Source organism: Donghicola tyrosinivorans (assembly GCF_003003355.1).
Lineage (GTDB): Bacteria > Pseudomonadota > Alphaproteobacteria > Rhodobacterales > Rhodobacteraceae > Donghicola > Donghicola tyrosinivorans.
The window spans coordinates 355,262-369,108 of the sequence record NZ_PVTQ01000003.1; the positions used below are offsets into that span (position 1 = coordinate 355,262).

The following is a 13,847-nucleotide window of genomic DNA, read 5'->3' on the forward strand; positions in this document are numbered from 1 at the left end:
TCTGGGAAATAAGCATTAAGAAATGTTCATTTCCCCGTCTTTTAAGCGTCACAATTCGGATAGGGGTTGAATATCCGAAAGGATATAAGTAACGCGCCTCGCTGGTTTTTTTGGCGTGGCTGTGCCGTGGTTTTGAGCGGTTTTGAGATTACAGCCAGTCGCGAAGGATCGGAATTAAGGGAATATCGGCTGGTGGCATGGGGTAGTTGCGCAATTCTTGCGCTTTTGCCCAAGCCAGCGTCTGTCCTTCGCGGGGTTGGGGAATTCCTTCCCATTTGCGACAAGCGAAGACGGGCATCAGCAGATGAAATTCCGGATAGGCGTGTGAGGCGAAGGTAAGAGGCGCCAAACAGCTGTTCCAGGTCTCAATCCCCAGTTCTTCGTGCAATTCGCGGACCAAGGCGTCTTCGGGTGATTCGCCGTCTTCCACCTTGCCGCCGGGGAATTCCCAGAGGCCCGCCATGGATTTGCCTTCGGGGCGCTGTGCCAGTAGCACGCGCCCCTCTTTGTCGATCAGGGCCACCGCCGAGACCAAGATGATCTTCTTGCTCACGAGCGGTAGTCCGCGTTGATCTCGATGTAGGTGTGGGTCAGATCGCAGGTCCAGACGGTCGCCTCGCCATGAGCCAGACCCAGATCGACGCTGATGGTGATCTCGGCGTTCTTCATGATCGCGGCGCCCTGTTCCTCGCGGTAGTTGGGGCTGACCCAGCCTTTTTCCGCCACCAGAATATCGCCAAAACGGATGGACAGCAGATCACGATCCGCCGCCGCGCCGGATTTGCCGATCGCCATGACAACGCGGCCCCAGTTGGGGTCTTCGCCCGCGATTGCGGTTTTCACCAGCGGCGAGTTTGCGATGGACATGGCGTGTACCTTCGCCTCGGCGTTGGTTTTCGCGCCGGTCACATTGATGGTGACAAACTTGTGCGCGCCTTCACCGTCTTTGACCACCTGATGGGCCAGATCCAGCATGACGCTGTGCAGACCTTCGCGGAAGGCTTTGGTGTCGTGGCTGACTTCGACGCCCGACGCACCGGTAGCCGCCATAAGAAGCGTGTCCGAGGTCGATGTATCGCTGTCCACGGTGATGCAGTTGAAGGTGGTGTCGGTAAAGCTGCTGACCAGCGCCTGCAGGTCATCCTGCGCGATCTGGGCGTCAGTGAAGATGTAGACCAGCATGGTCGCCATATCGGGCGCGATCATCCCCGAACCCTTGGCGATGCCCGCGATATTCACGGTCTTGCCGTTGATCTCAAAGCTGGCAACCGAGCCCTTGGGGAAGGTGTCGGTGGTCATGATCGCGTTGGCCGCGTTCTCGATGCCGTTCTCGTCCAGCTTGCCCTTCAGTGCGTCCAGCGCATCGATGATGCGGCCATGGGGCAGGGGCTCGCCGATGACGCCGGTCGAGGAGGTGAAGACGCGGTTTGGTGACACTTCCATGATCTCGGCGACAGCGCCGGTGATGGCCTGCACCGAGGCCACACCTGCTTTGCCGGTGAATGCGTTCGAATTGCCCGCGTTCACCAGAATGACGGCCTCGCCCTCGGGGGCGCTGCCGAGTTTTGCCTGGCAATCAAGGACCGGTGCCGACCGCGTGGCCGAACGGGTGAAGGTGCCTGCAATGGTGGTGCCCGCATCGAGCGCCACCATCATCACATCTTCCCGACCCTTGTATCGTACGCCTGCCGCGTGGGTTGCGAAACGTGCACCCTTGATGACGGGCAGCTTCGGAAATGCCTCGGGGGCGAGCGGCGAAAGGGCGTACTTGGCCATAAGTTATTGCTCCAACAGGTCCATGTTGTTGATCACGGCAGGGTCAATACCTTCTACACCGCTACGGTCAACATCTGCTGACTCGGCCAGTTCTGCAATATGTGCTTCGATGGCTTTGCCCTGAATTTCGTCCGCCAGCTCTACGCGGACCTCATCCAGCGTGGGTGCGGTTTTCTCGCGGGTCTCGTTCAGCTTGATCACGTGCCAGCCGAAATCGGTCTGCACGGGGGCTGCGGAAATTTCACCGGCTTTCAGTTCTTTAACGGCAGCCTCGAACGGGGGAACCATCATGCCTTCGCCGAACCAGCCCAGTGCGCCGCCATTGGGGCCCGACGGACCGGTCGATTTTTCTTTCGCCAGCTCTTCAAAGTTTGCGCCTGCGTTCAGCTCTTCGATCAGGGCTGCGGCGTCTTCTTGGGTTTCCACCAGAATGTGGTTCGCGTTGTATTCGGTTCCAAGCGTGCCTTCTGCGTAGCGCGCGTCATAGGCCGCTTGCAGGGCCTCATCGGTCAGGGCGGCATCGGCCACACCTTGGATCACTTCCGACGCTTTCAGGGCGCGCTCTTCGTTGATCAACGAGACCGCGACGCGCTTGCTGGGGGCTTCGTTGGTGTCGGCCAGAACCTGCTGCTGGATCAACTGGTCCAGCAGACCTTCGAACAGAACATTGTCGGGCAGCTGCTGGTACTGCTCGGGCAGGGTGGTGCGTGCCACAAGCAGTTGTCCTACCGTAATCTCGGTTCCGTTTACGGTTGCGACGACGGTCTCGGCGGTGGGTGCATCCTGAGCGATAGCGGAAAAGCCGATGCCCATCGCGAAAACAGCGGCGGACAGAGTTGTGATAGAACGCATAAAAGGGGTCCTTCGTTTGACCTGCGCGGGTGCGCAACGTTGACACTAGGTATGCAGACCCTTATCTCGCCATTGGGCTTTTGGGCCTGCCGCGTGAAAGTCATATGGGTATACACCCCTAGCGGCAAGCCAGCAGCACGCACGAAAATGTCAGCAAGCGGGGAAAGTATGCTCGGTATCGGAACTCTGGCCAAAAAGGTTTTTGGCACCCCGAACGACCGCAAGATCAAGGCAACTCGACCGATCGTCGAAAAGATCAACGCACTTGCGGCAGACTTCCGCGCGCTGAGCGATGAACAACTGATCGAGAAGAGCCAGGAATTCAAGGCACGTCTGGAAAAGGGGGAAACCCTTGACCAACTGCTGCCAGAGGCGTTCGCTAACTGCCGTGAGGCCGCGCAGCGCGCACTGGGTCTTTGGGCCCATGACACGCAGCTGATGGGCGGGATCTTCCTTCACGAAGGTAACATCTCAGAGATGAAGACCGGTGAAGGTAAGACCCTTGTGGCGACCTTTCCGGCCTATCTGAACGGTCTGACAGGGCGCGGCGTGCACGTCGTGACCGTCAACGACTATCTGGCCAAGCGTGATGCCGAATGGATGAGCAAGGTCTTTGCCGCTCTGGGTATGTCGACCGGTGTGGTCTATCCCCAGCAGCCCGAGGCTGAAAAGCGTGCCGCCTACGCTTGCGACATCACCTACGCCACCAACAACGAGCTTGGCTTCGATTATCTTCGTGACAACATGAAGTCCGAGCTGAACCAGATGGCGCAGCGCGATCACTACTTTGCCATCGTCGACGAGGTGGACAGTATCCTGATCGACGAAGCGCGGACGCCGCTGATCATCTCGGGTCCCGCACAGGACCGTAGCGAGCTGTACAAGTCGCTGGACCTTGTGATCCCTGAACTGTCGGAAGAGCATTTCAGCATCGACGAAAAGACCCGCAACGTGACCTACACCGAGGCAGGTAACGAGTTCCTTGAGAACCGCCTGCTGGAACTGGGTCTGCTGCAAGAGGGTCATTCGCTTTACGATCCCGAAAGCGCCACGCTGGTCCACCACGTGAACCAGGGTCTGCGGGCCCACAAGCTGTTCACCAAGGACAAGGACTACATCGTTCGCAACGGCGATGTGGTTCTGATCGACGAATTCACCGGCCGTATGATGGCAGGCCGCCGTCTGTCGGACGGTCTGCACCAAGCGATCGAAGCGAAAGAGGGCGTGAACATCCAGCCCGAAAACGTGACGCTGGCCAGTGTGACCTTCCAGAACTACTTCCGTCTTTATGACAAGCTGTCGGGCATGACCGGTACCGCTTTGACCGAAGCGGACGAATTTATGGAAATCTACAAGCTGGGTGTGGTCGAGGTTCCGACCAACCGCCCTATCGCCCGTCTGGATGAGGACGACGCGGTCTACCGCACCGCCCGCGAAAAGTATGAGGCCATCGTCGAAGAGATCAAGAAGGCGCACCTGAAGGGGCAGCCGGTTCTGGTCGGCACCACCTCGATCGAAAAGTCGGAAATGCTGTCGCAGATGTTGCAGCAGGTCGGACTGCCCCACAACGTTCTGAACGCCCGCCAGCACGAGCAGGAAGCCCAGATCGTGGCAGACGCCGGTAAACTGGGTGCGGTCACCATCGCAACCAACATGGCCGGTCGCGGTACCGACATCAAACTGGGCGGCAACGTCGAGTTCAAGATCATGGAAGCGATCGCTGCTGATCCTGAAGGCAACCCCGACCATATCCGCGAAAAGATCGAAAACGATCACAAGGCTGACGAAGAGGCCGTAAAGGCCGCAGGCGGTCTGTTCGTTCTGGCGACCGAGCGCCACGAAAGCCGCCGCATCGACAACCAGCTGCGCGGTCGTTCGGGCCGTCAGGGTGACCCGGGCCGTTCGTCCTTCTTCCTGTCGCTGGAAGACGATCTGATGCGCATCTTCGGCTCTGAGCGTCTGGACAAGGTTCTGTCCAGCCTTGGCATGAAGGAAGGCGAAGCGATCGTACACCCTTGGGTGAACAAGTCGCTGGAGCGGGCGCAGGCCAAGGTCGAAGGTCGCAACTTTGACATCCGTAAACAGCTGCTCAAGTTCGACGACGTGATGAACGACCAGCGGAAGGTGATCTTCTCGCAGCGTCGCGAGATCATGGAAGCGCAGGACCTGTCCGAGATCGTTCAGGACATGCGTTATCAGGTCATCGAAGATCTGGTCGAAGAGTACATGCCGCCCAAGACCTACGCGGACCAGTGGAACACCACCGGCCTCAAGGCTGCGATCGCCGAAACCCTCAGCCTTGATCTGCCGGTCGTGGAATGGGCTGACGAAGAAGGCGTGGACAATGACGACGTGGAAGAGCGTATCCAGAACGCCGCCGACGATCTCATGGCCCAGAAACTCGCCAGCTTTGGCCCCGAAGCCATGCGCCAGATCGAAAAGCAGATCCTGCTGCAAACCATCGATACCAAGTGGCGCGAACACCTGCTGACGCTGGAGCATCTGCGCAGCGTTGTGGGCTTCCGTGGCTATGCGCAGCGCGATCCGCTGAACGAATACAAGACCGAGGCGTTCCAGTTGTTTGAAGGTCTGCTTGATTCGCTCCGGACCGAGGTTTCCAAGACTTTGTCGCGGATTCAGCCTTTGAACGAAGAACAGCAGCAATTGCTGATCCGTCAGCTAGAGGCACAACGTGCCCAGATGGATCAAGCCGCCGCTGTGCCCGAGGCCGAAGAGGCGCCCACGCCCCTGAACCCCGATTTCGACGAGAACAACCCCGAAAGCTGGGGGAATCCGGGCCGGAATGACGCCTGTCCCTGCGGATCGGGCAAAAAGTTCAAGCACTGCCACGGCGCGCTCTGAGTTTTGTAATATCGATTCGAAAGCCCGGTAGACCTTGGTCTGCTGGGCTTTTTTCGTATACCATTAAGGCAGAGTGACCTGTTTTCGCGGCCAAAAGCCCGATTTCAAGCCATATCTCTGCCCTATTTCGGGTGTATACTGCAGTCAAACAAACATAAGCATGAACGGACGACTGTCATGAAGGGTACGACTTCGCGATACTTTCTGGCCGCCACGCTAGCGGCAACCGCCATCGGTGTGGGTGCTGTGATGCAGTATGGCCCCGTCATCGTTCAGGCGACCCTTGGTGGCAACATCCCCATGCGCACGCCGGCTCCGCCGTCGGACCCTGCGGTTTCCATGACGGCAATGCTGCCCTTGGCGCGGATCAGCAACGTGGTTGACGTGGTCGCCGCAGAGGATGTCACTGCGATTGAGCTTGCAGCCGCCCCCGCGCAGCCCGAGGCTTCTTGTGCTCCCAAGCTGGTGGCAGAACCCGCTGTAGCGGCGATGGTCACCCTTAGCCTTGATGCGCCGTGCCATGCGGACAGCACCGTGACCATCCACCACAACGGCATGATGTTCACCGAAGCCACCGACACCGATGGCCTGCTGTCCGTGACCGTTCCGGCGCTGACCGAATACGCCATGTTCTTTGCCGACTTTGAAGACGGTGCGGCGGCTGTGGCCAGCACGCAGGTTTCAAGCGTCTATTTCTATGATCGTGCCGCAGTCCAGTGGCAGGGGGATGCAGGGATCGAACTGCACGCCCGTGAATTCTCGGATAGCTATGAAGGGCCGGGTCATGTCTGGTTCGCAGCTGCCCGTGATACCTCGACTGCGGTCACAGGTCAGGGTGGTATGATGGTGCGTCTGGGGAACCCCGCGCTGCCAAATGCCCGCATCGCTGAGGTTTACACATTCCCCAGCGGGACGTCGCAGAACTTTGGCGATGTGCTGTTGTCGGTTGAAGCCGAAGTGACCGCTGCAAACTGCAACAATGATATTCACGCGCAGGTGCTTCAGACGCGGGGCGAAACCTCGATGTCTGTGAAAGACCTGACCATCGCTGTGCCCGCTTGTGACGCAGTTGGCGATTATCTTGTGTTGCAAAACTTGCTGGAAGACCTGAAGATCGCCGCAAAATAACGGCGTTATCGGTTTCACATGTTAAGACATATCGGTGCGGCGGCTTTCGCCGCACTTTTCGTTTTCGGGCAGAGTTCTGCGGCTAAAGCGCAGGATATCTCACTTGAGTCCCTTGATGGGTCCATCACACTTGAAGGAACTTTCCTTGGGTTTGATGGGGAATTCTACCGGATTGATACTCAGTACGGCGAGTTGACGGTCGACAGCAGCGGTGTGAACTGCAAGGGACCCGCCTGTCCTGACCTGACCAATTATGTGGCTGATCTAACGATTTCCGGCGCTGGCGCGATTGGCGAGGTCATGTGGGGCGCGCTGATCGAAAGCTTTGCCCATCGCGCGGGCTATGTGCCCCAGCGCGAGCCGCAAGAGAACGGCGATTACCAGATTATCCTGACCGAAAAGACCTCTGGCCGTGAGGTGGCGCGATTCTATGTGCATATGACCTCGACCGACGAGGGCTTTGCGGATCTGTTGGCGAATGAGGCCGATATGGTGCTGGCCACCCGTGAAATCCGCGATGCCGAGGCCAGCAGGGCGCTGGAGGTCGGGCTTGGCGATCTGCGGGCCCGCCGTCAGGCGCAGGTGATTGCACTGGATGCCTTGGTGCCTGTCGTTGCGCCTGGCCATCCGGTGTTGCGGATCGGATTGGATGATCTGAGCCTGATCTTGCAGGGCAAGATCACCGACTGGTCAGAAATGGGCGGGCCCGAGGCGCCGATCTCGGTTCATTTGCCGGATCTGGCATCGGGTTTGGGGCAGGCGGTGCATGACCAGCTTTTGCCCGCGAAGGCCAGCTTTGCCGCGGGTGCGATTTATCACGCTTCGCCCCGTGATCTGGCGACAGCGGTTGCGGCGGACCCCTTTGCGCTGGGAATCGCCAGCTTTTCCGATCTTGGGAACGCCGAGCCGATGGCCCTTCAGGGCGAATGCGGCTTTGTCCTGCGTGCCTCGCGCAAGGCGATCAAGGCCGAGGATTACCCGCTGGTTGCGCCGATGTTCCTTTATCGTCCTGCGCGGCGATTGCCCAAAGTGGGCCGCGCTTTCGTTTCCTATCTTGCCAGCCCCGCCGCGCAGCAGGTGGTGCGCCGGTCCGGCTATGTGGATCAGGCCCCCGAGCAGATCGGGCTGGAAGGGCAGGGTGACCGTCTGGTGAATGCGATCACAAATGCGGGCGAAGAGATTGATCTGGCAGCTCTGAAAGAGATGATCGAGGTGCTGGGACCGCGCCGCCGGTTGACGACCTCGTTCCGGTTTCAGGCAGGCTCGACCACGCTGGACCCGCAGTCCTTGTCCAACCTTGATCTGTTGGCGCAGGCAATCGGGACCGGCCTTTATGATGCGCAGGATATTCTGATCACAGGTTTCAGCGACGGGATGGGCGATGCGCCCACGAACCGCCGCCTGTCTGCCGAGCGGGCAGATGTGGTTCTGGCGGCCATCCGCGAGGCGGCGTCCGAAGAGAGCAGCGATCTGTCTCAGGTCTCGTTCGGGGCGATTGGCTTTGGGGAAGCGATGCCGATGGCTTGCGATGACGCCGAATGGGGCCGCGACGTAAACCGGCGCGTTGAGGTTTGGTTGCAGGTCGCGGATTGATCGGCCGCGTGTCCGTGGCCGATGGGGGCCTCCGGCGGAGGTATTTATCGCCAAGATGAAAGGGCGGGCGCTTTTGCGGTTTGCCGGTGGGGTCTTGGCTGCGGCTTGTGCCGTGGGCGGTCTTTGCGTTAGAGCAGGGCGCGTTTCAGGCGGGGACACGGGATGATGGCGGCAATCGAGGAAGTGGATGCGCTGGTGATCGGCGCGGGTCCTGCCGGTTTGATGGCGGCCGAGATGATGTCCTTGGCGGGCCTGTCCGTGTTGATTGCCGAGGCAAAACCCAGCGCGGCGCGGAAGTTTCTGATGGCGGGGAAGTCGGGTCTGAACCTGACCAAGCGGGAAGAGACTGCGGCGTTTTGTGGGGCCTATGGGGATGGGTATCCTTTGTTGGCGGATGCGTTGGCTGGTTTTGGTCCTGACGAGGTTGTCGCTTGGGCCGAGGGGCTGGGGCAGGAAATGTTCACGGGCAGTACCGGTCGGGTCTTTCCCGTTGTGATGAAGGCCAGTCCGTTGCTGCGGGCATGGTTGGCGCGGCTTGGCGATGCTGGTGCGGAATTGCGGACCCGTTGGCGTTGGACTGGCTGGCAAGAGGATTGCGCCTGTTTCGAGACACCTGCGGGGCCTACATTGTTGCGGGCGCGGGTCACTGTCTTGGCGATGGGCGGGGCGAGTTGGGCGCGGCTTGGCTCTGACGGGGCGTGGGCGGCGCAGTTCGCGGATCAGGTTGCCGATTTCGCCCCTGCCAACATGGGATTCGAGGTGGATTGGTCACCGCATATGGCCAAGCATTTCGGCGCTCCGGTGAAGGGGGTTGCTTTGCTGGCGGGCCATGAGGTGGGGCGGGGCGAGTTTGTAATCTCGGACCGTGGTCTGGAAGGCGGCGGGATCTATGCTGTCAGTCGGGCGCTGCGCGAGGGTGCGCCGTTGGCATTGGACCTGTTGCCGGATTTGTCGGTGGATGAGGTCCGTCAGCGTCTGTCGCGCACCCGTTTGAAAGAGAGTTTGGCGAACCGTCTGCGCAAGGGTCTTGGGCTGTCGCCGGTGAAGATCGCTTTGGTGCAGGAATTCGGGCGGCCTGTGCCGCAGGACCTGGTACCGCTGTTGAAGGGATTGCCGGTGCCGCTGAAAGGGCCGCGTCCGATGGATGAGGCGATCTCGACCGCTGGTGGTTTGCGGTTTGATGCTTTGACCTCTGATCTGATGCTGAAGGATCGCCCGGGTGTCTTTTCCTGTGGCGAGATGCTGGATTGGGAGGCGCCGACGGGGGGCTATCTGCTGACCGCTTGTCTGGCGACAGGGCGTTTGGCAGGGCAGGCCGCTGCCCGCTACGCCGGTTAGCGGTTCATCATCGTCAGGCGCAGCAGCGCCCGTTCCACCAGTGCCATTTGCGGTGCGGTTTGACCGGCAGAACGCAGGGTCAGGTCGGTATCCACCAAGAGGGTGATCGCTCTTTGCAGACGCTCAACGCTCCAGCGGTTGCCTTGGCGTTCCAGCTTGCTGCGGCGGGGGCCGAAGACCGGTGGCTTCAGGGCGGCAACGCCAGCCGCCGCACCACCGGGGGCCGAGGCCACCACGTGCAAGGTCCGGAAATGGCGCAGAGCCATGATCATTAGCGCGGTCGGGTTGCTACCCTGCGCCTCAAGGCGCCGCAGGACGGGGCCAAGCAAATGGGGCGTGCCGTTGGCGACGATGTCCAGCAGGTCATCAACCTCTGCCTCGACCGAGGCGGGGGCGCAGGCGGTGATATCTGCAACGGTGACGGGTGAACTGTCCTGATACTTATAAAGGGCCAGCTTTTCGATGGTCTGGCGCAGATCGCCCGGCTCAATCGTCTGGGCCAGTGCAATCAGGGCATCCATGGCGTCGCGGTCCAGCGGGCCAAGGCCGGCCTCTTGCACGGTGGCCTCGATCTCGTCCCGACCGGGAGGATCGTTGTAGATGCCAAGGGCGTAGGCGCTTTGATGGGTCTCAAACAGTTTGCGCAGCGCGGATTTCGCGGCCAACTGACCGGCGGTGATTACGATGTTGGCATCCCCTTGCGACCAGCTTTCCAGCGCGTTCTGGATTGCCTTGGCGCAGCCGTCAGTGGCGTCTTCGACGAAGGCGCAGCGGGCACCGGGAAAGAACCCCTGTTCCTTGATGGCATCGGTCAGCAGCGCGCCATCCTTGCGCAGGTCTGCCCCATTGATGCGTGTCAGGCGCATTTCGCCTTCGCCCTCGGGGCCGATCAGAGCGGTGATGATTTTTTGTCGCCGGTCGGCCACCCGCATGGGGTCTGCCCCGTACAGCAGAATGCCCGGCCGCGTGGGGTCGGGCCGCGCGATATAGCTGCGGGCATCGCGCGGGTTCAGCTTCATTTGAGGTTGGCCTCGGCCATCAGGCGGCTGATCGTTTGATCTGCCAGCTGGATTGCGATCCGCTCTTCGGCGTCACGGCTTGCCGCTTGGGTCGCAACGGTCGAGCCTGTGGCGGAATAGCCTGTGAAGGCGGTCACAACACCGGAATACAGCGCCTCGCCCCCGCCAACCGGCGCGACCGAGAAGGTCACGCGACCGGTGACCATATAGCGGTTGGTCACCTGACTGCGGGTGATCCCTGAGGCAGATTGGCCAATGCTTATGCTGTAGTTCAGTTGCAGATCACCGGCGTTGCGGCCGATCCGCTCTTCCATCCGCTCTGCAAAGACATATTCGCTGGCACTGCCAGGTTCGCGCACGGACAGGCGCGACAGCAACTGGCCACTGGCGCTTTGGGGCGCCAGCACCGGTTGAAAGCCACAAGCCGCCACCAGCGGCAGAATTGCCGCGCCCAACACAAAGGCGCGGCGAGAAGGTTTAAACGACCACATTGACGATCCGTCCCGGAACCACGATCAGCTTTTTCGGTGCAGCGCCGTCCAGCGCTTTGACCACAGCTTCGTGGGCGAGGACCAGTTTTTCAACCTCTTCCTTCGCCAGATCCTTGGGAACCGACAGCTCGCCGCGGCGCTTGCCGTTGATCTGGATCGGCAGAGTGACCGTATCCTCAACCAGCATGGCGGCCTCGGCCACGGGCCAAGCGGCATGGGCGATCAGACCTTCACCCCCCAGCAATGCCCAGATTTCTTCGGCAAGGTGCGGGGTCATGGGCGACATCAGCTGCGCCAGCGTGCGTGCGGCTTGGCGTTTCGCCTCACCACCGGCCTTCGATTTGGCCAGCGTGTTGGTGAACCCGTAAAGCTTCGCGATCGAGGCGTTGAAGCCAAAGCTGTCGATGCCAGCGGTCACATCGTGGATCGCTTTGTGCATCTCGCGCAGCAGGGCCTCATCCTGATCATTCGCGCCCGAGGTATCCTCGGCAGCCTCAGCGGCCAGACGCCAGACGCGGCTCAGGTGCTTGAAGGTCGCTTCGGCGCCCGATGCGGTCCATTCTACGTCCCGCTCGGGCGGGCTGTCGGAAAGCATGAACCAACGGGCGGTATCGGCACCGTAGCTGGCGATGATCGCCAGCGGGTCCACCACGTTGTTCTTGGACTTCGACATCTTGGCCGAGGGCACAATCTCCAGCTCGTGGCCGGTTTCCTTGCAGAACGCCTTTCCGTCGCGCAGATCAACCTGCTCGGGGTAGAAATAGACCGGACGCCCGTTCGACGGATCTTCGGCCTTATAAATCGCGTGGGTCACCATGCCTTGGGTGAACAGCGCGTTAAACGGCTCTTTCGATTTTTCAGGCAGGTGGCCGGTGATCTGCATCGCCCGCGCAAAGAAGCGCGAATACAGAAGGTGCAGAATCGCATGTTCGATGCCGCCGATATACTGGTCCACGTTCATCCAGTATTCCGCATCCGCGGCATCGGTGGGCGTCGTCGCACGCGGCGCGGTAAAGCGGGCAAAGTACCATGAGCTGTCCACAAAGGTGTCCATGGTATCGGTCTCGCGCTTGGCCGCCGCGCCACAGGTCGGGCACGAACAATCGCGCCACGTGGCGTGGCGGTCCAGCGGGTTGCCGGGCACATCAAAAGACACATCATCCGGCAGCAGAACCGGCAGGTTCTCTTTCTTCTCGGGAACAACGCCACAGCTGTCGCAATGAACCACGGGAATCGGGCAGCCCCAATAGCGCTGACGGGACAGACCCCAGTCGCGGAGGCGGAACTTGGTCACGCCTTGACCCACACCCTGACCTTCGCAGAAGGCAATCGCTGCATCGATGGCCGCCTCGCCGGTCTGAACCTCATCGCCCGCGTAGCCGCGGACAAAGCGCACGGCCTCGGATTTTTGCGGAACGTAAGCTGATTCTTCTGAGTGGAAATACTCATCGGCACCATCCGCATCCACCGTCGCGGGGACGAAGACGGGGTTGATGGTCAGGCCATATTTGGTCGCAAATTCGAAATCGCGCTGGTCATGGGCGGGGCAGCCGAAAATGGCGCCTGTTCCGTAGTCCATCAGGATAAAGTTCGCGATATAGATCGGCAGTTCCCACGCGGTGTCAAAGGGGTGACGGACGCGCAGACCGGTGTTGAAGCCTTTCTTCTCGGCCTTTTCCAGCTCTTCCTCGCTGGTGCCCATGCGGCGGCAGTCTTCGCAGAAGGCGGCAATCTCGGGATTGTCCTTCTCCAAAGCCTTCGCCAGCGGGTGATCGGGCGAAATCCCGAGGAAGCTGGCCCCCATCAGAGTGTCAGGACGGGTGGTATAAACCTCAATCCGGTCGAACTCTTCCGGTGCATCCACGGTCGAGAAGGCAAATTGCAGACCGCGCGATTTGCCGATCCAGTTCGCCTGCATGGTTTTCACTTTGGCGGGCCAGTTATCCAGTGTGTCCAGCGCCGACAGCAGCTCTTCGCTATATTCGCTGATTTTGAAGAACCACTGGGTCAGCTCGCGCCGCTCCACCAGCGCGCCCGAGCGCCAGCCGCGCCCGTTTTCCACCTGCTCGTTCGCCAGAACGGTCATATCAACCGGATCCCAGTTCACGACGGCGTTCTTACGGTAGACCAGACCTGCGTCCAGCATATCCAGGAACAGGGCTTGCTGCTGACCGTAATATTCAGGGTCACAGGTCGCGAACTCGCGGCTCCAGTCGATCGAGAGGCCCAGAGGCTTCATCTGACCGCGCATCTCCGCGATGTTGTTGTAGGTCCATGTCTTGGGGTGACCACCGGTGGCCATCGCCGCGTTTTCGGCGGGCATCCCGAAGGCGTCCCAGCCCATGGGGTGCAGCACGTTATGGCCGGTCGACAGCTTATAACGGGCAATCACATCTCCCATGGTGTAGTTGCGCACATGGCCCATGTGGATGCGGCCCGACGGATACGGGAACATCTCAAGCACATAGTACTTGGGCTTGTCCGCGCTGCGGGTCGCGGTGAATACTCCGGCCTCGTCCCAGGCCTTTTGCCACTTGGCTTCGATTTCGCTGGCTTGATAACGCGACATCTGCGGTCCCCGTGAATGCTTTGATCTCAAGGCGGGGTGATAGGGCCGCACGCGCCGCTGGTCCAGCAGCAAGGCGGCATTTTGCATGAATTTGGCGTGCTTTGAGGGGGAATCGGCGGTCTTTCCGGTCCTCTTCGCCTGTGCGGGGGCTATTCGTCCCCAAAGAGGGCTATGCTTAAGAGGTTAGGCACGAATGTTGCCATATTATCTGCAACAGGG

Annotated in this window: 10 protein-coding genes; 4 read left to right on the top strand and 6 right to left on the bottom strand. The window is 60.4% G+C overall.

Translation table 11 applies throughout. From position 1 onward, the window contains the following. Positions 1–148 precede the first annotated feature (148 nt). The 3 genes from mutT to CLV74_RS06535 are packed head-to-tail and all read right to left on the bottom strand — an operon-like array spanning position 149 to position 2,628. Positions 149–553 (bottom strand): 8-oxo-dGTP diphosphatase MutT, encoded by a 405-nt coding sequence (mutT, locus tag CLV74_RS06525; RefSeq protein WP_106263423.1) that lies wholly within the window; start codon positions 551–553, stop codon positions 149–151. Continuing rightward, positions 550–1,776: a bifunctional glutamate N-acetyltransferase/amino-acid acetyltransferase ArgJ gene (gene argJ / locus CLV74_RS06530; RefSeq protein WP_106263424.1), complete on the bottom strand. Its 1,227-nt coding sequence runs from the start codon at positions 1,774–1,776 to the stop codon at positions 550–552. The genes mutT and argJ overlap by 4 nt, the downstream gene beginning before the upstream one ends. 3 nt (positions 1,777–1,779) lie before the next feature. Beyond that, positions 1,780–2,628 (bottom strand): peptidylprolyl isomerase, encoded by an 849-nt coding sequence (locus CLV74_RS06535; RefSeq protein WP_106263425.1) that lies wholly within the window; start codon positions 2,626–2,628, stop codon positions 1,780–1,782. Between the two features lie 168 nt (positions 2,629–2,796). Here CLV74_RS06535 and secA point away from each other — a divergent pair, with 168 nt between their 5' ends. From secA to CLV74_RS06555, 4 genes are all read left to right on the top strand, one after another. Then, entirely contained in the window at positions 2,797–5,490 is a 2,694-nt protein-coding gene (gene secA / locus CLV74_RS06540) for a preprotein translocase subunit SecA (RefSeq protein WP_106263426.1), read from the top strand. A gap of 177 nt (positions 5,491–5,667) precedes the next feature. Then, positions 5,668–6,618, top strand: a complete 951-nt coding sequence (locus CLV74_RS06545) for a translocase (protein WP_106263427.1) — start codon at positions 5,668–5,670, stop codon at positions 6,616–6,618. Positions 6,619–6,636: 18 nt separating this feature from the next. Beyond that, a complete protein-coding gene (locus CLV74_RS06550; RefSeq protein WP_106263428.1) occupies positions 6,637–8,211 on the top strand; it encodes a phosphate ABC transporter substrate-binding/OmpA family protein in 1,575 nt (524 codons plus the stop codon). A gap of 162 nt (positions 8,212–8,373) precedes the next feature. Beyond that, positions 8,374–9,549 (top strand): TIGR03862 family flavoprotein, encoded by a 1,176-nt coding sequence (locus CLV74_RS06555; protein ID WP_245888472.1) that lies wholly within the window; start codon positions 8,374–8,376, stop codon positions 9,547–9,549. Here the strand turns inward: CLV74_RS06555 and holA are convergent. The 3 genes from holA to leuS are packed head-to-tail and all read right to left on the bottom strand — an operon-like array spanning position 9,546 to position 13,628. Then, on the bottom strand, positions 9,546–10,568 hold the full coding sequence (gene holA / locus CLV74_RS06560; RefSeq protein WP_106263429.1) for a DNA polymerase III subunit delta: 1,023 nt from the start codon (positions 10,566–10,568) through the stop codon (positions 9,546–9,548). The genes CLV74_RS06555 and holA overlap by 4 nt on opposite strands. After that, positions 10,565–11,059, bottom strand: coding sequence for an LPS assembly lipoprotein LptE (gene lptE, locus CLV74_RS06565; protein WP_106263430.1), 495 nt, complete (start codon positions 11,057–11,059; stop codon positions 10,565–10,567). Before lptE ends, holA begins: the two co-directional genes overlap by 4 nt. Beyond that, positions 11,046–13,628: a leucine--tRNA ligase gene (gene leuS, locus CLV74_RS06570; protein ID WP_106263520.1), complete on the bottom strand. Its 2,583-nt coding sequence runs from the start codon at positions 13,626–13,628 to the stop codon at positions 11,046–11,048. Before leuS ends, lptE begins: the two co-directional genes overlap by 14 nt. Positions 13,629–13,847 lie beyond the last annotated feature (219 nt).

What these genes read in the sequence shown, in the direction of transcription:
- argJ (WP_106263424.1), bottom strand. Translation starts at nt 1,776, where the DNA reads ATGGCCAAGTACGCCCTTTCGCCGCTCGCCCCCGAGGCATTTCCGAAG.
- lptE (WP_106263430.1), bottom strand. Translation starts at nt 11,059, where the DNA reads ATGTGGTCGTTTAAACCTTCTCGCCGCGCCTTTGTGTTGGGCGCGGCA.
- holA (WP_106263429.1), bottom strand. Translation starts at nt 10,568, where the DNA reads ATGAAGCTGAACCCGCGCGATGCCCGCAGCTATATCGCGCGGCCCGAC.
- CLV74_RS06545 (WP_106263427.1), top strand. Translation starts at nt 5,668, where the DNA reads ATGAAGGGTACGACTTCGCGATACTTTCTGGCCGCCACGCTAGCGGCA.
- CLV74_RS06535 (WP_106263425.1), bottom strand. Translation starts at nt 2,628, where the DNA reads ATGCGTTCTATCACAACTCTGTCCGCCGCTGTTTTCGCGATGGGCATC.
- secA (WP_106263426.1), top strand. Translation starts at nt 2,797, where the DNA reads ATGCTCGGTATCGGAACTCTGGCCAAAAAGGTTTTTGGCACCCCGAAC.
- leuS (WP_106263520.1), bottom strand. Translation starts at nt 13,628, where the DNA reads ATGTCGCGTTATCAAGCCAGCGAAATCGAAGCCAAGTGGCAAAAGGCC.
- CLV74_RS06555 (WP_245888472.1), top strand. Translation starts at nt 8,374, where the DNA reads ATGATGGCGGCAATCGAGGAAGTGGATGCGCTGGTGATCGGCGCGGGT.
- CLV74_RS06550 (WP_106263428.1), top strand. Translation starts at nt 6,637, where the DNA reads ATGTTAAGACATATCGGTGCGGCGGCTTTCGCCGCACTTTTCGTTTTC.